General features: G+C 70.1%; 24 protein-coding genes and 1 pseudogene. 16 read left to right on the top strand and 9 right to left on the bottom strand.

The features are described from left to right. The first annotated feature begins 141 nt into the window (after window positions 1-141). The 4 genes from QSK17_RS30295 (at window position 142) to QSK17_RS30280 (ending at window position 4,005) form a co-directional block, all read left to right on the top strand. Window positions 142-831: a TenA family protein gene (locus tag QSK17_RS30295; RefSeq protein ID WP_285708930.1), complete on the top strand. Its 690-nt coding sequence runs from the start codon at window positions 142-144 to the stop codon at window positions 829-831. Window positions 832-1,049: 218 nt separating this feature from the next. Beyond that, window positions 1,050-1,691 (top strand): class I SAM-dependent methyltransferase, encoded by a 642-nt coding sequence (locus QSK17_RS30290; protein ID WP_285708929.1) that lies wholly within the window; start codon window positions 1,050-1,052, stop codon window positions 1,689-1,691. Between the two features lie 202 nt (window positions 1,692-1,893). Further along, complete coding sequence (locus QSK17_RS30285; RefSeq protein WP_285708928.1) at window positions 1,894-3,306, top strand: MFS transporter; 1,413 nt, start codon at window positions 1,894-1,896, stop codon at window positions 3,304-3,306. A gap of 93 nt (window positions 3,307-3,399) precedes the next feature. Then, complete coding sequence (locus tag QSK17_RS30280) at window positions 3,400-4,005, top strand: TetR/AcrR family transcriptional regulator (RefSeq protein ID WP_285708926.1); 606 nt, start codon at window positions 3,400-3,402, stop codon at window positions 4,003-4,005. A gap of 60 nt (window positions 4,006-4,065) precedes the next feature. On the opposite strand, the gene QSK17_RS30275 is transcribed toward QSK17_RS30280, so the two are convergent. Both QSK17_RS30275 and QSK17_RS30270 read right to left on the bottom strand, forming a co-directional pair. After that, on the bottom strand, window positions 4,066-4,983 hold the full coding sequence (locus QSK17_RS30275) for an NAD(P)H-binding protein (protein WP_285708925.1): 918 nt from the start codon (window positions 4,981-4,983) through the stop codon (window positions 4,066-4,068). 193 nt (window positions 4,984-5,176) lie between these two features. After that, window positions 5,177-5,953 (bottom strand): GNAT family N-acetyltransferase, encoded by a 777-nt coding sequence (locus QSK17_RS30270; protein WP_285708924.1) that lies wholly within the window; start codon window positions 5,951-5,953, stop codon window positions 5,177-5,179. 95 nt (window positions 5,954-6,048) lie between these two features. Between QSK17_RS30270 and QSK17_RS30265 the strand changes: the two genes are divergently transcribed. From QSK17_RS30265 to QSK17_RS30240, 6 genes are all read left to right on the top strand, one after another. Continuing rightward, window positions 6,049-6,783 carry a class I SAM-dependent methyltransferase gene (locus QSK17_RS30265; protein WP_285708923.1) on the top strand — a complete coding sequence of 245 codons (735 nt, stop codon included), beginning with the start codon at window positions 6,049-6,051 and terminating at the stop codon, window positions 6,781-6,783. 159 nt (window positions 6,784-6,942) lie between these two features. After that, window positions 6,943-7,563 (top strand): TetR/AcrR family transcriptional regulator, encoded by a 621-nt coding sequence (locus QSK17_RS30260; RefSeq protein ID WP_285708921.1) that lies wholly within the window; start codon window positions 6,943-6,945, stop codon window positions 7,561-7,563. After that, window positions 7,560-7,934, top strand: a complete 375-nt coding sequence (locus QSK17_RS30255; protein WP_285708920.1) for a VOC family protein — start codon at window positions 7,560-7,562, stop codon at window positions 7,932-7,934. The genes QSK17_RS30260 and QSK17_RS30255 overlap by 4 nt, the downstream gene beginning before the upstream one ends. Before the next feature lie 304 nt (window positions 7,935-8,238). Beyond that, window positions 8,239-9,099 carry a DUF3626 domain-containing protein gene (locus tag QSK17_RS30250; protein WP_285708919.1) on the top strand — a complete coding sequence of 287 codons (861 nt, stop codon included), beginning with the start codon at window positions 8,239-8,241 and terminating at the stop codon, window positions 9,097-9,099. A gap of 200 nt (window positions 9,100-9,299) precedes the next feature. Further along, window positions 9,300-9,467, top strand: coding sequence for a hypothetical protein (locus QSK17_RS30245; protein ID WP_285708918.1), 168 nt, complete (start codon window positions 9,300-9,302; stop codon window positions 9,465-9,467). Next, entirely contained in the window at window positions 9,451-10,365 is a 915-nt protein-coding gene (locus QSK17_RS30240) for an SDR family oxidoreductase (protein ID WP_285708917.1), read from the top strand. The genes QSK17_RS30245 and QSK17_RS30240 overlap by 17 nt, the downstream gene beginning before the upstream one ends. On the opposite strand, the gene QSK17_RS30235 is transcribed toward QSK17_RS30240, so the two are convergent. Then, window positions 10,356-11,315: a helix-turn-helix transcriptional regulator gene (locus tag QSK17_RS30235; protein ID WP_285708916.1), complete on the bottom strand. Its 960-nt coding sequence runs from the start codon at window positions 11,313-11,315 to the stop codon at window positions 10,356-10,358. The two genes, QSK17_RS30240 and QSK17_RS30235, sit on opposite strands and share 10 nt — an antisense overlap. A 3-nt stretch (window positions 11,316-11,318) precedes the next feature. Next, window positions 11,319-12,272, bottom strand: coding sequence for a helix-turn-helix transcriptional regulator (locus QSK17_RS30230; RefSeq protein WP_285708915.1), 954 nt, complete (start codon window positions 12,270-12,272; stop codon window positions 11,319-11,321). 106 nt (window positions 12,273-12,378) lie between these two features. On the opposite strand from QSK17_RS30230, the gene QSK17_RS30225 reads away from it, so the two are divergent. From QSK17_RS30225 to QSK17_RS30210, 4 genes are all read left to right on the top strand, one after another. After that, window positions 12,379-12,798: a VOC family protein gene (locus QSK17_RS30225; RefSeq protein WP_285708914.1), complete on the top strand. Its 420-nt coding sequence runs from the start codon at window positions 12,379-12,381 to the stop codon at window positions 12,796-12,798. Between the two features lie 180 nt (window positions 12,799-12,978). Then, window positions 12,979-13,869: an endonuclease/exonuclease/phosphatase family protein gene (locus QSK17_RS30220; RefSeq protein ID WP_285708912.1), complete on the top strand. Its 891-nt coding sequence runs from the start codon at window positions 12,979-12,981 to the stop codon at window positions 13,867-13,869. Between the two features lie 195 nt (window positions 13,870-14,064). Continuing rightward, the gene (locus tag QSK17_RS30215; RefSeq protein WP_285708911.1) at window positions 14,065-14,421 is read left to right on the top strand and encodes a GntR family transcriptional regulator; all 357 of its coding nucleotides are present in this window, start codon (window positions 14,065-14,067) and stop codon (window positions 14,419-14,421) included. Continuing rightward, the gene (locus QSK17_RS30210) at window positions 14,421-15,287 is read left to right on the top strand and encodes an ATP-binding cassette domain-containing protein (protein WP_285708910.1); all 867 of its coding nucleotides are present in this window, start codon (window positions 14,421-14,423) and stop codon (window positions 15,285-15,287) included. The genes QSK17_RS30215 and QSK17_RS30210 overlap by 1 nt, the downstream gene beginning before the upstream one ends. A gap of 60 nt (window positions 15,288-15,347) precedes the next feature. Here QSK17_RS30210 and QSK17_RS30205 read toward each other — a convergent pair whose 3' ends face one another. After that, window positions 15,348-16,481 carry an aminotransferase class I/II-fold pyridoxal phosphate-dependent enzyme gene (locus tag QSK17_RS30205; protein WP_285708909.1) on the bottom strand — a complete coding sequence of 378 codons (1,134 nt, stop codon included), beginning with the start codon at window positions 16,479-16,481 and terminating at the stop codon, window positions 15,348-15,350. Beyond that, complete coding sequence (locus QSK17_RS30200) at window positions 16,478-17,131, bottom strand: helix-turn-helix transcriptional regulator (protein WP_285708908.1); 654 nt, start codon at window positions 17,129-17,131, stop codon at window positions 16,478-16,480. The genes QSK17_RS30205 and QSK17_RS30200 overlap by 4 nt, the downstream gene beginning before the upstream one ends. 201 nt (window positions 17,132-17,332) lie before the next feature. Between QSK17_RS30200 and QSK17_RS36285 the strand changes: the two are divergent. After that, a pseudogene (locus tag QSK17_RS36285) lies at window positions 17,333-17,584 on the top strand (SDR family NAD(P)-dependent oxidoreductase); the annotation flags it as partial. A 42-nt stretch (window positions 17,585-17,626) separates the two neighbouring features. Here the strand turns inward: QSK17_RS36285 and QSK17_RS30190 are convergent. The 3 genes from QSK17_RS30190 to QSK17_RS30180 form a co-directional block, all read right to left on the bottom strand. Next, window positions 17,627-18,124, bottom strand: coding sequence for a nucleoside deaminase (locus tag QSK17_RS30190; RefSeq protein WP_285708907.1), 498 nt, complete (start codon window positions 18,122-18,124; stop codon window positions 17,627-17,629). A gap of 118 nt (window positions 18,125-18,242) precedes the next feature. Beyond that, window positions 18,243-18,713, bottom strand: a complete 471-nt coding sequence (gene cynS / locus QSK17_RS30185; protein ID WP_285708906.1) for a cyanase — start codon at window positions 18,711-18,713, stop codon at window positions 18,243-18,245. A gap of 82 nt (window positions 18,714-18,795) precedes the next feature. Further along, the gene (locus QSK17_RS30180) at window positions 18,796-19,401 is read right to left on the bottom strand and encodes a carbonic anhydrase (protein ID WP_285708905.1); all 606 of its coding nucleotides are present in this window, start codon (window positions 19,399-19,401) and stop codon (window positions 18,796-18,798) included. A gap of 123 nt (window positions 19,402-19,524) precedes the next feature. Between QSK17_RS30180 and cynR the strand changes: the two genes are divergently transcribed. Further along, window positions 19,525-20,187 carry a transcriptional regulator CynR gene (gene cynR / locus QSK17_RS30175; protein ID WP_285708904.1) on the top strand — a complete coding sequence of 221 codons (663 nt, stop codon included), beginning with the start codon at window positions 19,525-19,527 and terminating at the stop codon, window positions 20,185-20,187. The last annotated feature ends 55 nt before the right edge of the window (window positions 20,188-20,242 follow it).

The following is a 20,242-nucleotide window of genomic DNA, read 5'->3' as shown; positions in this document are numbered from 1 at the left end:
TGGACCGCGGCCGCAGAGCGCCTGCCCGGTGGGGCGGTCGCTCGGCCGTCTCGGCGGTGTCAGGCCGATCCGGGGACGCCCCGGGCTGCTCCTGGTGACGGCCTTGAGACCATGGAAGGGAACCGCGACCGGAGGAGCCCTGTGATTCCTTTCGCCCAGTGGCGCGCGACCGCAAGCGACCCCGTCTTCAGCGGATGGCTGCGCTCGTCCAGCGAGCCCGACTGGACGGCCGTGGTGACCCACGCCTTCGCCGCCGCCATCACCCGTGGCGAGGCCGACATGCGGCACTACCTTGAGCAGGATTTCCAGTTCGTCGACGCCTTCACCGCGCTGCTCGGGGCCGCCGTGGCGAGCGCCGACTCGTTCGAGGCCCGGGTCCCCATCGGCCGGTTCCTCGGCCTGGCCGTGACCGACACCGAACGCGGCTACTTCCAGCGCGCACTGGCCGCGCTCGGCGCGGATCCGGTCCCGGAGACGCTGGAGCCGGTGACGGTGGACTTCCGCGCCCTCATGGACGAGACGCGCTCCAGTCAGCGATATCCGCTGATCATCGCGGTGCTCTGCGTGGCCGAGTGGACCTACCTCGGCTGGGCGAGCCGGGCTGTCGTGCCGTTCCCGGAGAACTTCGTCCACCGCGAGTGGATCGAGTTGCACGACGGGCCTGAGTTCCGTGCCTGGGTGGACTTCCTCCGCGGTGAACTGGACCGTCTCGGCCCCGGCCTCACGGAGGCGGAACAGCGGCAGGTCCTCGACGTCTTCCGGCGCACCGTCCACCTGGAGCGCCGCTTCTTCGACATGGCCGAGGATTCCTCGGGCCCGGCCCAGGAGTAGTGGGCGCCCGAACCCGCCCCCAGCTCTCCGCTGCCGACATCCCTCCAGTTGCCGATTCGGCAACAAAGGTTGTCAACATTCAGGGCGCGGCCGGAACATCTCCCTGAACGGAGGGACGCGGAGGGAACACGCGTGACCGCACGGACAGACCAGGCGGTGACCGCCGCCCCCACGCCGGCGTCGTCACCGAGACGAAGAAGAAGGAAGAAGATACGGCAATGACCGATGACCTGAGCGGCCTGTCGGCCGAGCAGTACTGGGACACCCGCTACGCGGAGAGCGACCGGATCTGGAGCGGGAACCCCAACGCCGCCCTGGTCCGTGAGGTCACCGGCCTGGTACCAGGCAGAGCCTTGGACCTGGGCTGCGGTGAGGGGGCCGACGCCATCTGGCTCGCGCAGCAGGGATGGCATGTCACCGCCGTCGACATCTCCCAGGTCGCCCTCGATCGCGCGGGCCGGCAGGCAGCGGCCGCCGACGTGGCCGATCGCGTCGACTGGCAACGGCACGACCTGGGCACGACCTTCCCCGCCGGCGTCTTCGACCTGGTATCCGCCCATTTCCTGCACTCCAACGTCGAGTTGCCGCGCGAGAAGATCCTGCGGACCGCCGCCTCGGCGGTCGCGCCCGGCGGGATGCTTCTCATCGTGGGACACGCGGGGCTTCCGCCCTGGGGGCACAGCCACCATGCCGACATGCGCTTTCCCACGCCTGACGAGGTTCTCGCCGACCTCGACCTCCCGGACGTGGAGTGGGAGGTGCTGCGCAGCGAGGAGTACGAGCGCGTCCAGAACGACCCCGACGGGCAGCCGGCCGCCCGTACGGACAACGTCCTCAAGGTCCGGCGTCTGACCGGCTGAGCCGGCCGGCGGTGGTGATCCGCTGACGCCCGGGAACCGGCGGCCTGTCGCCGACCCGGGCGTCGGCTTTTTCTGAGATCGGAAGCCGGCCGCCGCGCCGGTCGAAGGCCGCGCGGCCGAGCCGGCCGAGGACTCCTTCGCGCATACCCTGCCCGGCTATGGTATTAACTCGTACAGCAGTGTTCGAGTTAATGAGGATGCCATGGTCCACAGCTCCCCCGCCGTCCATCACGCGCCGCCGGACCCGCGCCGGTGGCAGGCGCTGACGCTGATCAGCGTCGCCCAGTTCATGCTGATTCTCGACGTCACCGTGGTGAACGTCGCCCTGCCCGACATCGGCGCCGACCTCGGCCTCGGCCGCGCCACCCTCACGTGGGTGGTCACCGCGTACACGCTGTTCTTCGGCGGCCTCATGCTGCTCGGCGGGCGGCTGGCCGACCTGTTCGGCACCCGCCGTCTGATGCTCACCGGTCTCGGCGTCTTCGTGCTCGCCTCGCTGACCTCAGGTCTCGCGAGCGATGCCGCCCTGCTGGTCGGCGGCCGGATCGGTCAGGGCGTCGGCGCCGCGTTGCTGTCGCCGGCCGCACTGGCGACCGTCACCACCACCTTCCACGGCGCGGAGCGCAACCGGGCGCTCGGCGTGTGGGCCGCCATCGGCGGCGCGGGATCGGCCATCGGCGTGCTCCTCGGCGGAGCGCTCACCGCCGGACCCGGATGGCGCTGGATCTTCTTCATCAACGTCCCGGTCGGCCTGACCGTCCTCGTGGCGCTGCCGCTGGCCGTCCGTGCCCGCACCGCACCGCCCGAGCGGCAGCGCGTCGACCTGCCCGGGGCGCTGCTCGTCACCGCCGCCACCGCGTCCCTGATCTACGGCCTGGTCAACGCTGGGGACGCCGGCTGGGGTGACGTGCTCACGGTGGCGGCTCTGGCGGCCGCGGTGATCCTCTACACGGTGTTCACGATGATCGAGCGATCCGTACGCAGCCCGCTCATGCGCGTACGGCTGCTCGCCCAACGGCCGGTCCTGTCCGGCGCGTTCCTGATGCTGGTCGCCACCGGGCTGTTGATCGGGCTGTTCTTCCTCGGCTCGTTCTACCTGCAGCGCCACCAGGGATTCAGCGCGCTGCTCACCGGCCTGCTGTTCCTGCCGGTCGCGATCGGCACCGGGGTGGGAGCGCACCTGGGCGGCCATCTGGTGGGGCGCCTGGACGGGCGCGTCCCCGCGGTGACCGGCCTGGCCTTGGCCGCGATCGGCACCGGGCTGGTCGCCCTGTTCGGCATGTCCCCCGGCGTCCTGGTGACGGGCCTGGTCATCGCCTCGATCGGGCTCGGAGCGGTGTTCGTCTCGGCGACCACCACCGCGCTCGCGCTGGTGGCCCACCACGAGTCGGGGCTGGCCTCCGGCGTCGTCAACACCTTCCACGAGCTCGGCGGGGCGATCGGCGTCGCGGTGGTCTCCAGCCTCGCTGCGCCCAGCCTGACCGGCCATGGCCTCACCGGATTCACATCCGCGTTCACGGCCTGGGCCGTCACCGGGGTCGTCGCCGCGCTCGTCGCCATCGCGCTGGTGCCCTCGGGCAGGCTGCCCGTCCTCGACGGACCGCACGTCCACTGAGAGGGGTCGCGTCCCGACATCGCGTACGGTGATCTCCGGGCAGGGCACGACGTCCACCTGCCCGAAGACCCGTAACGATCAGGAGCCAGGTCCATGACGCCTCCACGGCAGCGGCCCACGCCGCCCGCGCGAGCCGCGCGGCGCGCCGACGCCGAGCGGAACATCGCGGCGATCGTCGCGGCGGGACTCGACCTGCTGACCAAGGATCCGGACGCGAGCACCGCCGACATCGCCAAGGCCGCCGGGGTCGGCCGGGTCACGCTGTACGGGCACTTCCCCACCCGGGAGGCCCTCCTCGAAGCCGTGCTCGACCGCGCGGTCGCCGTGGCGAACACCGCCCTCGACGATCCCGCGTACGACGAGCTCCCCGCTCAGGAAGCGATCAGCAGGCTGATCGTGTCCTCCTGGGAGCTCCTCGACGGAAACCGTCGCCTGCTGGCCGCCGCCGACCGCGTCCTGCCCACGGAACGCATCCGCCACTATCACGACGAGGCGCTCGCCCGCGTCGAGCGGCTCATCCTCCGCGGCCAGGACGAGGGCGTCTTCCGTACGGACCTGCCCTTGACCTGGCTGGTCGCGCACTTCTACGCCACCCTGCACAGCGCGGCCCAGGAGGTCGACGCGGGCCGCCTCGACCTCGCCGACGCGGCTCAGGTGCTGAACGCGACCCTCCGCTCCGTCCTGATGGCCGACCGGTAGGCGCCTACTGGTGCCCCTCCCGCCCATCTTTGCCCCATCGCGTCGCCCAGGGCGGCGGCTTCACCTGGGGAACAGCGCGGGGTGGGCCGCCACGAAGTCCCGCACGCTCGACGCCGGCCTTCCTGTGATCTTTTCGATGTCACGCGTCGCGCGGTCGTAGCGCCCTTCCGAGTGAAGGCGCGCCATGGTGGCGAGGTGCTCGAAGACGTGGTCGGGCAGCCCCAGAGCGCTCAGTTCCCGATCGACCCATTGCCGATAGGGCACATCGACGTACGTGACCGGTCGGCCAAGCGCTTCGGAGAACTCCGCCGCCATGGCGTTCATGTCCTGCGATCGCGGCCCGGTCAGCTCGTACACCTTCCCGATGTGCGGGAACGGGTACGCGAGGACGGTCGCGGCCACATGGGCGACGTCCCCGGCGGCGACGGGCGAGGTACGGCCGGAGCCGAAGGGCAGCCGGATCGTGCCGTCCTTCGCGATCGAGGACACGGCGAAGGTCATGAAGAGCGGGTTCTCCATGAACACGGTCGGCCGCAGGTGCACAACCGGCAGTCCGGACCAGTCGAGGACCTGTTCGGCCAGCCAGTGCAGCCGCTGCTGCGTCGACTCCGCGGTGCTCGTCAGATTCATCTGGGAGACGGTCATCTGCGAGATGTTGACAAGCACCTCCACGTCCCCTTGCTCGCGTGCTGCAGCCGCAGCGGTGACCGTCGCGTCCACGTACGCGGCGGACACGCTCATGCCGAAATAGACACGGCGACAGCCGGCCATGGCAGGGGCTACGTCCGCGCCCCGGGTGAGATCGCCGACCACAACCTCGGCCCCCATCGCGCGCAGCGCCTGGGCCCGGTCGTCCTCGCGACGGACGAGCGCGCGTACGGGCAGGTCGTGCCGCCGCAGGATCTCGACCACAGTCCGGCCTACCGCTCCGACGCTCCCCGCCGCGCCGGTTACGAGAATCGGCCGCGCATCGGACATCGCCCTCTCCTCACCGGGATCACCGATTCAGCGGGATCAGCGGTCCGCTACCCACGCTCGGCCATCCGGATCCTCGCCCCGCGGCCGGCGGGACGCCGACATCGGGCAGCGGCGGAGCCGCTCCCGGTGAGCGCCGAAAGGGGTGTGGGCGGCCCGCCCCGCCTCGCCGGACGGGCACCGGCCAGGGCTGGTGCTATGGCTGGTAAAGGTACGGCGTGGTGGTGCTCAGGGGGACGAACCCCAGCCGCTGCAGGATGGGCCGGCTCTGGTCGGACGCATCGACCTGCAGGTAGCGGTAGCCGCGCTCGGCCGCGATGCGGGCGCGGAAGGCGACCAGCGCGCGATAGATACCCCGCCCTCGCCAGGCCGGCGCGGTGCCCCCACCCCAGAGACTGGCGAACTGGGTGCCCGGGTGCATCTCCATCCGCGCCGCGCTCACCGGCACGTCACCGGCCATGGCGACGGCCGCGGCGACCGTATCCGGCTCCTCGGCCAGTTGCTCGAGGAATCGCTGCATGAACTCGGGCCGCGCCGTGCCGAAAGCCTGCTCGTGGACATCCGTCATGAGCTCCGCCCCAGCGGCGTCGGTGACCGGAAGGAGGCGGATCTCGTCAGGGAGTTCGACGGCGGTCGGCAGGTCGCTGACCTCGGCCACCATCAGCGTCTCTTCCGGCTCGGGAACGAAACCGGCCGCCCGCAGCCGCCCGGGAAGGTCATCGGGGCGGTCGTGCGCGTACAACTTCCACTCGAACTCCCGCCCGATCGAGGTGAAGTAGCGCACCTGGGCCGCGATCGCCGCATCGGCGGTGGTGTGGTCCAGATTCGACCAGACGACGCCGTTCCAGCCGTGGTCCGGGCCGACCTGCCGCACCACGCCTTCGACTCGCTCGACCCGCCCCTCAGGGCCGTCAGGTCGAACATCCTGCCTCATCTGGCGGTCGAAGGCCGCCAGCACAATGTCATGATTCATGCGCACACCCAACCACCCGGCTTGCGGACATCACAATCGGATTTCCCGCGCGCCCGGCCTGCCCAGCATTCTCCCGAATCTGACAGATTGGCGCCATGGTTGATCTCGCCTACTCCGACCCCGATCTCGCCGAACTGTACGACCTGCTCAACCCGTGGGGGCCGGGCGACGACTTCTATCTCGGCCTGGTGATGTCAGCGGATGCCGTGCTCGACATCGGTTGCGGAACGGGGACGCTGTTGCGCCGGGCCAGGGAAGCCGGTCACCGTGGACGGCTGTGCGGGCTCGACCCCGCCGGCGCGATGCTCGATCGGGCGCGTACGCGCTCCGACGTCGAATGGACCCTCGGCGACCTGTCTTCGGCCGGCTGGACCCAAGAGTTCGACCTGATCGTGATGACCGGTCACGCTTTCCAGGTGCTTGTCAGGAACGAGGAGGTGCGGACCGCGCTCAGCGCGATCCGGTCGGCCCTCACCAACGGCGGCCGCTTCGCGTTCGAGACCCGGAACCCGCTGGTTCGTCCCTGGGAACGGTGGACTCCGGACCGGGCGATCGAGGTCACCGACGTCGCCGGTGCGGTGGTGCGAGTCGAGCACGAGGTTGAGACACCTGTCGAAGGGGACATCGTCCGTTTCACCGAGACGTTCACCCATACCGGTTGGAACAGTCCGAGGGTGAGCCAAAGCACTCTGCGTTTCCTCGACGTCGAGTCGCTGTCCGCGTTTCTGACCGATGCAGGTTTGGTGATCGAGGACCAGTTCGGCGACTGGAACCGGGGCCCGCTGACCGGGACGAGCCCCGAGATCATCACCATCGCGCGGCGCGCCTGAACCCACCCCCGGCATGCCTGGCACTCCGCCGTTGGGCGGCATTGCATGGGCATGCCTGAGGACTCGCGCGCGTACGGCAGGGCATGTTTCCGCCTGTCGACTCGGACCCGTGCCTTATCCATTGACGGAGTGAGCACTCACTCCGTACGATCCACAACCATGACGGAAACGCCTCCCCGGCGTCGCGCGCCGGGAATGACCCCCGAACACCGCAGAGCGATGATCGTGGCGGCGGCGCTGCCGCTGGTCGCCGAGTACGGCGCCGCCATCACCACGAGCCAGATCGCCCGGGCCGCTGGCATCGGCGAGGCCACCATCTTCCGGGCCTTCAAGGACAAGGACGAGGTTCTTGACGCGTGCGTGACCGAGGCGGTGAACCCCGACCACGTGCTACGCGAGTTGGCCTCGATCCCCCTCGACCAGCCGCTTCCCGTACGGCTCTCCGACGCGGCCGAGGCGATACGCGCCCACCTGGAGCGCATGGGCACGGTAGTTGGGAGCCTGCACGCCTCCGGACACCGCCGCGACCGCTCCCCCGCCGACCGGCCGCCGCCAGGCAGCCGGGAGCAGTCGATGAGAGTGGTCCGCGAGGCCGTGACCGACCTGATCGAGCCCGACCGCGCGGCTCTGCGGTTGGAGCCGGAGAAACTCGCCTCGATCTTCCTCGGGATGCTCTTCACCCGGCTCCACTTCGCTTCGGCCGACACGGAGCCGACCTCGGAGGACCTCGTCGACGTCCTCCTGCACGGTTCCCTCGACGATTCACGGAGCGCAACGTGACCATCACCCTGAACCACACCATCGTGCCCGCGGTCGATCACCGCCAGGAGGCGCGGTTCTTCGCTTCGATCATGGGTCTGGAGGAGCTGCCTCCCGGCGGCCGGAACGGGCACTTCGCCCCCATACGCGTGAACGAGACGCTGACCCTCGACTTCATGACCGTGGAGCATCCGCAAGGCCTCCATCTGGCCTTCGACGTGGACCCGGAGACATTCGACCGGATCCTCGATCGCATCCGCGCGGCAGGCGTGCCGTACGGCGACGACCCGGCCCACCCGGACAACGGGCGGATTAATCATCCGCTGTGCCCCCGCGGCCTGTTCTTCGTCGATGCCGCGCGGAACCTCTACGAGGTGATGTCCCCGGCATGACCGACCGGCGCCCGGTCACTGTGAACACGTAAACCCATGGCGATCATGGAGAAGGCCCTTCGTTGAAACCCGGGGATCAGGGTCATTCGATACGAACCACGTACACCTCAGGCTGCTCGTCCAGAACCGTCCCGAGGCCACGCTCGTGGGAGAGCGGTGTCGGGCAGCCGCAGTGATCATCGGTCATCCGCCGGCGCATCGTGAACCGGCGGTCCGGATGGCACTTGGCGACTCCTGGAAGAGTCGCCCGGGAATCAGATGCCCCCAGGTGTGGCGGCGGACCGCATTTCGGCACACTGCGCTCGTGAGCGCTGACACACCCCGATCACCACAGGAGCAAGCCCTCCGCCATGTCGCGTCCCTGTCGTCAGGAGGGCTGCTCGACCCCGAGCTGCGCGTGACCTTGAACTTCCACCCCGACCGCATGGCGAGCGGGACGCCGATCCTCCTCAAGCTGGCCGAAGACGGCGTCTACCACTCGCAGTTCGTCACCGGCACGAGCAACGGCGGCCTGACCGCCCATCTCGGCGGTGACCGGTGGCGCTGGGAGAGCCGGATCTTCGGCGGCGCGTACGACCAGGCACCCGCGCACGAGCGCCCGGTCTACGGCGCGCTGGACTTCCGGCGCAAGCCCGTCGGCGCGGCGCCGCGGTTCGGCTCCGCGCACTTCAGGCTCACCGACGAAACGATTCCGCGTGCGACGTTCTGTTATCCGGACAGTTTCTTCGAACCGTCGGCCTTCGGCGTCGCCACCGGCATGTCGCTCATCGAGCTGGCCGAGACCGACGACCAGGACGCCCTCGACGACTACATCGAGGCCCAGGTCCACGGCCAGGTCAGGCTCGACCGCCATGTGGAGGCGCTGGTGCTGGATCCGAGCCATCGCGGCACTGCCGTCGAAGACGCGGCCGGCCACCTTCCATGCCCCCTCGAATGGCATGCCGGATTCCGGCTGACCGTCGAGGAACTGCGACTCCACCCGGACTACCGCGGGCAGGAGCATGTGGACCTGGGGGCCGAGATCGCGGTGGACGGGCACCTCGATCCGCGGATCATCGGGGATGCCGCCCGCACGGGCCGCTACGACCCGCAGGCGCTCAAGAAAGTCTGGCACTGTCTGGCCCGGTTCGGCTCGCCGTCCCATCCCGGCGGCCGGGCGGAGTGAGCGCGACAGGGCCGCCGCTTCGACGCCCTCACGGGGCCAGGTCCCTCCCCCAGCCCGAGCCCGAGCCCGAGCCCAGTGAGTGTGCTCCGCGGTGTTCGCCGTCGTCACCTCGCTACACCGACGTTAGATTGGCGTCCGCGACGTGCGTGTTGGTGTCGACCTGCTGGGATGCGCGCAGACACCGCCGTCGTGGGGAGCGCGTGCTGGCCGCCCTGCCCGATCTCCGGCGGATCGCCGTGACCCTCGTGCCGCCGGATATACGACATGAGGTGTCGGGTATCCACGACATCATCGCTGTACCGGTGGCGGTGGGGCACCGGTTCCACGACGAAAACGAACGTGAGGACGCGTATGTCAGTAGCACTTGACGGCAAGGTCGCCCTGGTTGCGGGGGCGACGCGAGGCGCCGGGCGAGGGATCGCGGTCGAGCTCGGAGCGGCCGGGGCGACCGTCTACGTGACCGGCCGCAGCACCCGCGAGCGGCGCTCGGAGTACGACCGCCCAGAAACCATCGAGGACACCGCCGATCTGGTCACCGCCGCCGGAGGCAAGGGCATCGCCGTCCCGACCGACCACCTGGCCGCCGACGAGGTCCGATCCCTGGTCGAGCGCATCGACGCGGAGCAGGGCCGGCTGGACGTGCTGGTCAACGACATCTGGGGCGGCGAGCTGCTGTTCGAATGGGACACCCCGGTGTGGGAGCACGACCTCGACAAGGGGCTGCGGCTGCTCCGGCTCGCGGTGGACACTCATGCGATCACCAGCCACTTCGCGCTGCCGCTGCTGCTGCGCCGACCGGGCGGGTTGGTGGTGGAGGTGACCGACGGGACCGCCGAGTACAACCGCGAGAACTACCGGGTCTCGCTCTTCTACGACCTCGCCAAGGCCGCCGTGCTCCGCATGGCGTTCGCCCTCGGCCACGAGCTGGGCTCGCGCGGGGCGACCGCGGTAGCGCTGACACCGGGGTGGATGCGCTCGGAGATCATGCTCGAACACTTCGGCGTCACCGAGGAGACCTGGCGGGACGCGCTCGAGCGGGTGCCGCACTTCTGCATCTCCGAGACGCCGTTGTTCGTCGGGCGCGCCGTCGCCGCGTTGGCCGCAGACCCGGATGTCGCGCGCTGGAACGGGCAGTCGCTGTCGAGCGGCGGACTCGCCGGCGTCTACGGATTCACCGACCTCGACGGCAGCCGACCGGACGCCTGGCGATACATCGTGGAGGTCCAGGACGCGGGCAAGCCGGCCGACCCGACCGGCTACCGCTGATAGAGGGTGGCCGTGCGCTGAGCGGCCAGCGCCATCCGTTCCCGCAGCTCGGGCGGGTCGAGCACCTCGGCCTCCGGTCCCAGCCGCAGCATCTGGTCGTAGGCGACCTCCTGGGACTCCGCCGGTAGCCGCACCGTGACCCATCCGTGCTCGTCCGGATCGCCCGCCGTGGCGAGCGCCTCCGCCGCCGCGGTGGGCTCCAGCGCCCGGCGCAGGCCCGCCACGCCCCGCGGGCTCAGCCGTACGGTGACGTGCTCGCGGAGCAGCGATCGGGCGAACTCGGCGGACTTCGCCTCCCAGAAGGCCGCGAGGTCGAAGTCCGTGTCCCGGGTGAAGCGCTCCTCGCCGACCTCGGCCGCCTCGAACCGGTCCACCCGGTAGGCGCGGAACCGCCCGTCGGTCGCGCGGGCGACGAGGTACCAGTGCCCTGCTTTGAGGACGAGCCCGTACGGCTCCACCGTGCGCTCGCGGGCGACGCCGTCGCGTGCGTATCGCGCCCGCAGGACGCGGTCCTCCCACACCGCGCGGGCCACGGCCCCGAGGAGCGCGGGCGGGTGCGCGGTGCGGAACCACGCGGGTGCGTCCAGGTGGAACCGCTGAGTGACCGTCCCCGGAGCGTCGCCCAGGACGGCGGCCACCTTCAACCGCGCGGCGAGCGCCCTCCCGGCCAGCCCCATCTCGTGCAGCGGGCCGGGCAGGCCGGCGAGGAGCAGCACCTCGGCCTCGGCCCGCTCCAGCCCGGTCAGCCGGGTCCGGTAGCCGCCCAGCAGGCGGTAGCCCCCGGCCCTTCCCCGCTCCGCGTACACGGGCACGCCGGCTTCGGCCAGCGCGGCCACGTCACGCTGCACGGTCCGTTCGGAGACCTCCAGCTCGGCCGCCAGCTCGGCGGCCGTCATCGCCCGCCGCGTCTGGAGCAACAGCAGCAGGGACAGGACCCGTGCGGCGCGCACCGCTCACCCCTCGCGCCCGGCGTAGCGCCGGGTGAGTTCGGCGCCGAGGCGTGCGAGTTCGGCCCGGACCTGGGCCGGCTCCACGACATCGACGAGCATGCCCCACCCGGCCAGATGCTGGGCGATCATCAACGCCGTCGGCGCCGCCACCCGGGCGCGGACGCGCCCGCCGTCGAGCGTTGCGTCGACGTCGCAGTGACGCCCGAACTGCGTGCGCAGGACCGGCAGATGTCTGCCGTCGATGAGCACGGTCGCCGAGAGGTGCGAGCGTTCTCGCTCCACCTCGTCGACGACCCGCCGCCACGCCTCCGACAGCTCGAAGTCGGCGGGCCGCTCGGCCGGGAGGTCCGTCACGACGGCCTCGGCGATCCGGTCGACGCGGAACGTCCGCTGCCCCTTCTCCGTCCCGGCCACCAGGTACCAGACGTCGTCCTTGTCGACCAGGCCCCACGGATCGACGAGCCGATCCGTCCGCTCGCGGGCCCGGCTGGCGTACACCAGGCGGACCTTGCGCCGCCGGACGGTGGCGGCCTGCAGGCTCTTCACCAGGTCGGGGCGCTCCCGGCCGCGCTCGCCCCAGCGCGCCGGATCGATCACGACGGCGTCCGCAGCGGCCTCCGCGTCGGCCCTGAACGTGTCGGGCAGGGCCCGTACGAGTTTGCGCAGGGCCGACTTGGCCTCCGGCACGATGGACGCCGCCGGGCCGACGAGCAGGAACAGCGCCTGGGCCTCGGCCGCGGTGAGCCCGCTGAGGTCGGTGCGGGCGCCGCCCACCAGCGACCACCCGCCACCTCTCCCGGGTTGCGGGTAGACGGGGATGCCGGCCGTGGACAGGGCTTCGAGATCGCGGCGGGCGGTGGCCACGGACACCTCGAGCTCGCGGGCCAGCTCGGACGCGGTCACCCGGCCGCGCGCCTGCATCAGCAACAGGGTCGCCACCAGGCGGTCGGCACGCATGACCACATTCTGGCAAACAAACTGCTCATTTGATGATCACTTTGAACCGAAGAATGGTCACTGTCATCCACCACGGCGGATCCCGCCACGGAACAAAGGACAACAAATGTTGCGAGGACTCAGCACCGTCAGCTTCTGGGCCACGGACGTGACGGCGGCGAAGGAGTGGTACACCGAGCTGCTGGGTGTCGAGCCGTACTTCAACCGGTCGGGACCGGACGGGCGACCGGCGTACGTCGAGTTCCGCATCGGCGACTACCAGCATGAGCTGGGCATCATCGACGCCCGATACTCGCCCGGCGTCCCGGCGACCGGCCCGGGCGGTGCCGTCGTGTACTGGCACGTGGACGATGTGACGGCGACTCTCGAGAAGCTGCTGTCCATGGGAGCCAAGGAGTACGAGGCGCGCACGGAGCGCGGCGAGGGGTTCGTCACCGCTTCCGTGGTCGATCCCTTCGGGAACATCCTCGGCATCATGAGCAATGCGCACTATCTCGACATTCTGCGCTCGACCGGGAGGGCGTGACCCGCCGATCTGGACGTCTCTCCCAAGGGCGACGTCGTCCGACCTCCGCGACATCCGATATGAACCGGCCGTTCGGCGGGCGGCGCGACGCGGCGGTGCCCGCGAGCGCCGCCGCGGGCGACTAGCCTACGCATCTCGGGGCAGCCGAGCCCTCCCGGGGCGAGGCGGACAAGGAGCGGCGTGCTGAGGCGGGCGATCATCGTGCTGGCGGGGGCGCTTGCCCTGCTTCTCGGAGGGCACAGCCTTCTGCCGGATCTGAACAGATTTACGCCCATAGTGGAGAGCCTCCTCCCCTGGCTGGGTCTCGGCGTTCCCGTCCTGCTGATCGGCGCGCTCTTCAGCCGATCGTGGCAGGCGGTCGCCGCCGTGATGCTCCCGGCGCTCGTATGGGCCGTCATGTTCGGCCCGGACCTGCTGCGCACCCCGCCGGGCGGGACGAGCGACCTGTCGGTCGCCACGCTCAACGTCGGTGTGGTCAACTCCAGCTCGGGACGCGCCGTACGCGCCGTGGCGAAGGGCCGCGACCTGTTCGCGGCGCAGGAACTGACCCCGGGCGGCCCCGCGGCCAAGGAGCTTGACCAGATCTTCCCGCACAAGGTGCAGGTCAGCACGATCGGGCTGTGGAGCCGCTATCCCATCGTCGAGCAGCGCCGGGTGGACATCGGCCTGGCGTGGACCCGCGCGCTGCGTGCCGTGGTGAAGACGCCCAAGGGGAAGCTGACTGTCTACGTCATGCACCTCGCCTCGGCCCGGCCCGGCGCGACGGCCCGGCGTGACGAGACGCTCTCCCACGCCCGGCGGCTCATCGACCGCGACCCCAGCGAGCACCTGCTGCTGCTCGGCGACCTCAACACCGCGACCACCGACCGCCAGCGCTCCGGCCTGGTGCCGCCGCTCACCGACGCCCAGCAGGAGGCGGGCGGAGGCTTCGGCTTCACCTGGCCGTCGTCGTTCCCGATCACCCGGCCCGATCACATCCTCTACCGCGGCCTCACCGCGACCAGCGCGGGCGTCGAGGAGGCCACCGGAAGCGACCACCGCGCCGCCGTCGCCACACTGCGGCTGAACTGACGGCGGCACCGCACCGCGAAAGCGCTCAGTCCTGGTGCAGAAGAGCCAGCGTCCGCGTCAGCGACCCGCCTGCCGGCCGACGTCGGCTCGGCACCGAGCGGCACCGAGCGGCGGCGGGCGTGATCGGCGGTTGACCGGTCCTTGACCGGCTTCTACGGTCCATTAGTAGGGCAATGAACCAACGGAGCCGGCACCATGTTCGACGACCGCAGCCCGATCTACCGCCAGATCGCCGACCGGATCAAGGCGGACGTGCTCAGCCAGACGCTCAAGGGCGACGAGCAGGTCATGTCCACCAACCGGTACGCCGCCTTCTACCGGATCAACCCGGCCACCGCGGCGAAGGCGTTCCAGCAACTGGTGGACGAGGGCGTTCTCTACAAGAAGCGGGGCATCGGCATGTTCGTCAGCCCGCACGCGCGGGACGCACTCAGGGCCGTGCGCAGGAAGAGCTTCTTCGCCGACGTGGTCGATCCGATGGTCGCCGACGCCAAGGCCATCGGAATCCCGCTCAGCGAGGTCATCGGGCGCATCGAGGAGCTGGAGGGGTGATGAGGGTCGAGGTCGAGGACCTGGTACTGCGCTACGACGACGTCACGGCGCTCGACCGGCTGACGTTCAGCCTGGAGGAGAGCAAGATCTACGGGCTGCTCGGCCGGAACGGATCCGGCAAGACCAGTCTGCTGTCGATCCTGGCCGCGGTCCGCCGGCAGTCCGCCGGGCGTGTACGAATCGACGGGCAGCCAGTGTTCGAGAACGCGGCCCTCACCCCGCGGATCAGCCTCGTCCGCGACACGGGCGAGGCGATCACCATCGGCACCGTCGAGGACGCCCTGTACTTCGCCGAGTGGCTACGCCCGAACTGGGACGCCGACTATGCCGCCGAGCTGCTGGAGCTGTTCGGGATCACGCCGAAGATGTCCATCGGTTCCATGTCCACCGGGCAGCGCTCGGCGATGGGTGTCGTCGTGGGCCTGGCCGGCCGGGCGCCGCTGACCATGTTCGACGAGGCGTACCTCGGCATGGACGCGCCTTCACGGCAGGCGTTCTATGACGCGCTGCTGGCCGACTACATCGCGCACCCCCGCACGATCATCCTGTCGACGCATCTCATCCAGGAGGTCGGCCCGCTGTTCGAGGAGGTTCTGATCATCGACAGGGGCCGGTTACTCGTACAGGAGGACACCCAGACACTGCTGTCGAGGGGTGCGACCGTGATCGGACCCACCGCGCAGGTGGACGCGTTCACCGCCGACCTGACCGTGCTCGGCACCCGGCGGCTCGGCCCGACCACGTCCGCGACGGTGTACGGCGAGGTCGACGAGGGCCGGCGCAGGCAGGCGACCGAGGCAGGCCTCGAACTCGGGCCGATCGACCTGCAGGACCTGTTCGTCCACCTGACCGGAGAGAACCGTTGAGCCTGGCGCAGGCGTCGAGGGTCCGTACGACCCGTTCGATCGCGTCGACGACGGTGTAGGTCATCGGCGGGCCCGCATCCACTGCGAGAAGGCGGCCAGGCCCGCTTCCGGGTCGGTGCGGCCGATGCCGATACGGAACCGGTCGGTGGGCGTGGGGGTGAGTTCGGAGCGGTAGATGCTCGCGGGCAGGAGCAGGACGCCTGCTTCCTCCACCAGCCGGGTACAGAATTCCTCCACCCCGTCCGGGCCGAGGTAGCGGGGGAAGGCGACGCAGCCACCGTCCGGTGCCTGCCACTCGAAGACGTCCGCGAACTCGGCGAAGAACGCGTCGAAGAACGGCAGGTTCCGCGCGATCAGGGCCCGGTTGCGGTCCAGGATCGTCGCGCGGGACTTGAGCGCGATGCGGGCCAGGACCTCGCTCGGGGCCGAGTTGCAGATGGTGGTGTAATGCTTGGCCCGCTCCAGCCGGGAGAGCAGGGCCCGGTCGCGGCAGGCGATCCAGCCGATCCGCAGGCCCGGCAGGCCCAGGGATTTGGAAGTCACGTTCAGCGACAGGGCACGCTCGGACAGGTCCGCGGCCTGCGGCAGGATGCGGGCCGGATCACGCTCCAGGCCGCGGTAGACCTCGTCGCTGAACAGGTGGATGCCGCGCTCGTCGCAGATCCGCGCCAGTTCGGTGAAGTCGGCGGCGTCGATGACCTTGCCGGTGGGGTTGTTGGGGAAGTTCACCGACACCACCCGGGTGTTCGGCCGGATCGCCGCCCTGATCTGGTCGAGGTCCAGGGCCCAGTCGCGGTTCGGGTCGAGGGCGACGCCGGTGACCTCGCACAGCGCCAGCGGCACGGTCTCGGCCGACTGGTAGTTCGGAGTCACGACGACCGCGTGGTCACCGGCGTCGAGCAGGACGTTCATCGCCAGATACAGGGCCTCCTCGGCGCCCGCGAAGCAGATGACGTCAGCAGCGTCCGCCCGCTCGTACATCTGGGCGATCACCTCGCGCAAGGCGGGATCGCCGTAGGTCTCGGTGTAACCCAGGGGCAGGTTCTCGAACGTGGCCCGGTCGTGCTCGTCGGCCAGAGCGAGTAGTTCGCCGAGTGTCATGGTCTGGACGTCGGACGCGGTCATGTGGTGGCGCGCGGTGAACTCCCACCGGGAGAAGTGGGTTTCCAGGCGGAAGTCGGGAAGCCGGGTCATGACGTCTTGTCCTTCGCGTTCGATGCTCTGAGCTCGGCCAGCAGGCCGTACAGGGTGGATCGGGAGACCCGCAGAACACCGGCGACGACGGGTGCGGCACGGCGCACGGCGAACACCTTGGCCTCATCCAACCGGTCGAGGACGGTCAGGCGGTCCTGGCGGGTCAACCGCTCCACCGGGCGGCCGCACTCGCGCACGTACGCGCCGACGATGTGCTGGATCCGCTCGCTCCAGTCCTGTTCGAACAGCGGCTCCGGACGGGCCACGGTCGGGGCACCGAACGCGGACAGTACGGCGGCGGCCTGCTCCAGCGGCGTGCGGTCAAGGTTGACGCACAGCACCGCCGACGCCTTCCCGTCCGCGTCGCGTAGCACCGCGCTGACCGACGACAGCCGCCGGCCGTCCGCGAGCAGCTTCTCGTACGGGCCGAACACGTCCAGCGCGGACGGGTCGAGCGCGTCCAGCTCGCCGAGCCGCGACGGATCCCCCGGGCCGCGGGAGGTCATCGGATTCCAGATGGCCAGGACCTTGTCGGCGTCCGGATCGTGCAGGACCACCTCGGCGTATGGGCCGAGCAGCAGCGCGACGGCCTGGCACGCCGGTGCCCACATCCGCACACGAGGGTCGGCGCCCTCCCCCACGACTTCCACGGCTGGACTCTACGTCCAGGTTGGAGAGAGTGTCCAATCGAAAGAGATCGCCTTGCGGGCGACTCTCATGGGTGAGTGGTTCTGAGGGATCGCGTGCCGCCGTCGAGGTGGCCGGGTCGGACGGGCCTTTCAGGAAGGCGGTGACCACCGTCGTTGGCCGACTTCTGTAGGCCACCCTGTCAGTGACAGCCCGCAGGTCGTGTGCGGGGTTCGCGGCAAATCTTGCCCTTCCGAGGCATAAACCGATGCCCGCTGGGTGACCAGTCCGATGAGGTCGATCCCGGCGCCCTCGGCGTGATCGGTGCGACCGGCACGGACAGATCATCGGGGGGCGCAGTGAACCGACTCGACCAGAAGGTGGCGATCATCACCGGGGCGGGGAGCGGCATCGGCGAGGCCGCGGCGGAGCTGATGAGCGCCGAGGGCGCCCGGGTCGTTGTGGCCGACCACAACGGCGAGGCGCCCGACCGCCCGGCGATGCCCTGGCGCCGACCGCTATGCGGTGGGAGCGCCCGCCACGCGCCGCTCGCCGCCGTTGCGCTCCTGCCAGAGGCGGTAGACGTCGACGGCGGCCTCGTGCGGCTCGTAGCGCATCGGCAGGCGCCGCTCGTCCCAGTTCTTGGCGAACTCGGCGTAGAAGGTGTCGAGTTCGAAGTACTTGCGGTCGTCCACGTAGTGGGGCTCATAGGTCTCGCGTGTGGTGAGGAAGACGACCTTGTCCGGGGAGCAGTAGTACAGCGATCCCAGGCATATCGGGCAGGGGTGAGCCAGGACGTAGATGGTGGTGCCGGTCAGGTGCTCGGTGCCCAGCTTCACGCACGCCTCGCGGATGGCGAGGATCTCGGCGTGCGCGGTCGGGTCGGAGGTCTGGGCGACCTTGTTCGCGCTCTCGGCCAGGATCTCGCCGTCCTTGACGATGACGGTCGCGAACGGACGGCCGCCCTCGGCGACGTTCCGGCGGGCGAGGTCGATGGTGCGCCGTGCGAAGTCCATGAGATGTCCTCCATGAGGGAAACGAGACCCGCCGGCGGGCGGCGGAGAACGAACGACGGGGCGGGCCGGAGAGGTGTGAAGGAGACCTGTCCGGCCCGCACCGGTCTCGAAGATCGGGTCAGAAGGGCTTGGTGGGCAGGTATTTGCCGTCGAGGGTGATGACGGCGCGCTCGCCGCCCTCGGGATCGGCGACCTTCTTCACGTCGAGCGTGAAGTTGATCGCGCTGATGATCCCGTCACCGAACTGCTCATGGACGAGGGCCTTCAGTGTGGTGCCGTAGACCTGGAGCATCTCGTAGAAGCGGTAGATCGTCGGGTCGGTGGGGACGGCGCCGCCGATGGAGCCGCGGGTCGGGATGGTCTGCAGCAGCATCACCGCCTCGTCGTCCAGGCCGAGCAGCCCTGCGACCGCCTTCGCCGCGTCCGCGGGCAGGGCGTGCTGGCCGAGCACGGCGGCGGTGACGAAGGCGACCGACAGGCCGGCGGCGTCGGCGATCTGCTGCCAGGTCAGGTCATTGCGCGTCTTGGCCTCGACGGCGACGGCCGCCAGAGCCTGACGGGCGCCGGGGTCCAACTGGGCGTGTGCCATGGGAGTGGTTCCTTCCGTGTACGGGTGGTGGGTGTCGATCCCGAGGCGCCGGACGGCGGCGGGACCTCATGCGTGGGGCGGGTCAGACCGCGAGAGCGGAGGGGCGGCCGGTGGCGTCGAGTTCCGCCACGGTCCCGGTGCCGATGTCGTAGATCCAGCCGCGCAGAGTGACCGTCTCGCCGGCCAGGGCGCGCGCCACCGAGGGGTGGGTGGCCAGGTTCGCCAGTTGCGTGAGCACGTTCTGGCGGACCAGAGCGGCCACCGTGCCCGCGCCGCCCTCAGCGGTCGTGCGGGCCTGGGAGGCGTCCGCGTGCCGCAACCACCCGGCGACCGCCGGCAGCGAGGCAGGGTCGAGGCCGTCGGCCACGGCGGTCATCGCACCGCAGCCGGAGTGCCCGCACACCACGATGTCCGAGATGCCCAGCACGGCGACGGCGTACTCGATGCCGGCGGCGACGCCGTCGGCGGAACCGGGAGCGTAGGCGGGCACGAGGTTGCCGGCGGTACGGATGACGAACAGTTCACCGGGCTCGCTCTGGGTGATCAGCTCGGGCACCACGCGGGCGTCGGAGCAACTGATGAACAGGGTCGCGGGTCGGTGGGTGGTCGCCAGGCGCGTGAAGAGCTCCGTCTTGGCGGGGAAGACGTTCCGCCGGAAACGGGCGACCCCCTGTTCGAGGTCCTGCACGGTCACTCCCTTCGGTTGGGGCCGGCCTCCTTGGCTGACGTCATCCACCATGCATGACGTGCATCGATAGCGTCCAAGACGAATCAACCATGATCTCTATAGGTCCCGCCTATAGTTGGTGTCGTGGCCCCGGAACTGCGTCATCTGCGCTATCTGATCGCCGTGGCTGAGCACGGCAACTTCACCCGCGCCGCCGAGGATCTGCGGGTCTCCCAGCCCACTCTTTCTCAGCAGATCAGGCAGCTTGAGCGCGTCGTGGGGGTGCAACTGCTGGACCGGAGCGGCCGCAGCGTACGGCTCACCGACGCCGGCGAGGCGTACGTCCACTATGCCCGGCGCGCCCTGCGGGACCTGAGCGCGGCCGAACGCGCCGTCATCGACATGGCCGACCTCTCCCGTGGCAGCCTGCGGCTGGCGGTGACCCCGACGTTCACCGCCTATCTGGTCGGGCCGCTGATCGCAGAGATGCACGCCCGCCACCCAGGCATCACCCTGGACGTCAAGGAGATGACGCAGGACCGCATCGAATCGGGATTGCTGGCCGACGAGCTCGATCTCGGGATCGCGTTCGACGACCAGCACCTGCCCGGCGTCAGCGGCACGGCCCTGTTCACGGAGACGCTCAGTCTCGTGGTCGGCGCCGACCACTCCGACGGCGAGCACGTCCGGCCGATGCCCGCCCATGATCTCGCCGAGAGCCGGCTCGCGCTCCTTAGTGGTCATGTCCGTAAATCCCTCGGGGGTTACGCCGCGACGTCGAGCACGTCAGGCTGTTGCTCGCAGTGATCGTGCTGCTGGGAGTCGAACTCTTTCTGTTCGTGTCGCTCGATCCGGGCCAGCA

Origin of the sequence: Microtetraspora sp. NBRC 16547 (assembly GCF_030268965.1) — a bacterium.
GTDB lineage: Bacteria > Actinomycetota > Actinomycetes > Streptosporangiales > Streptosporangiaceae > Microtetraspora.
Note: the sequence above shows the minus strand (reverse complement) of the source record. Positions and strands in the feature narration are given on the sequence as shown.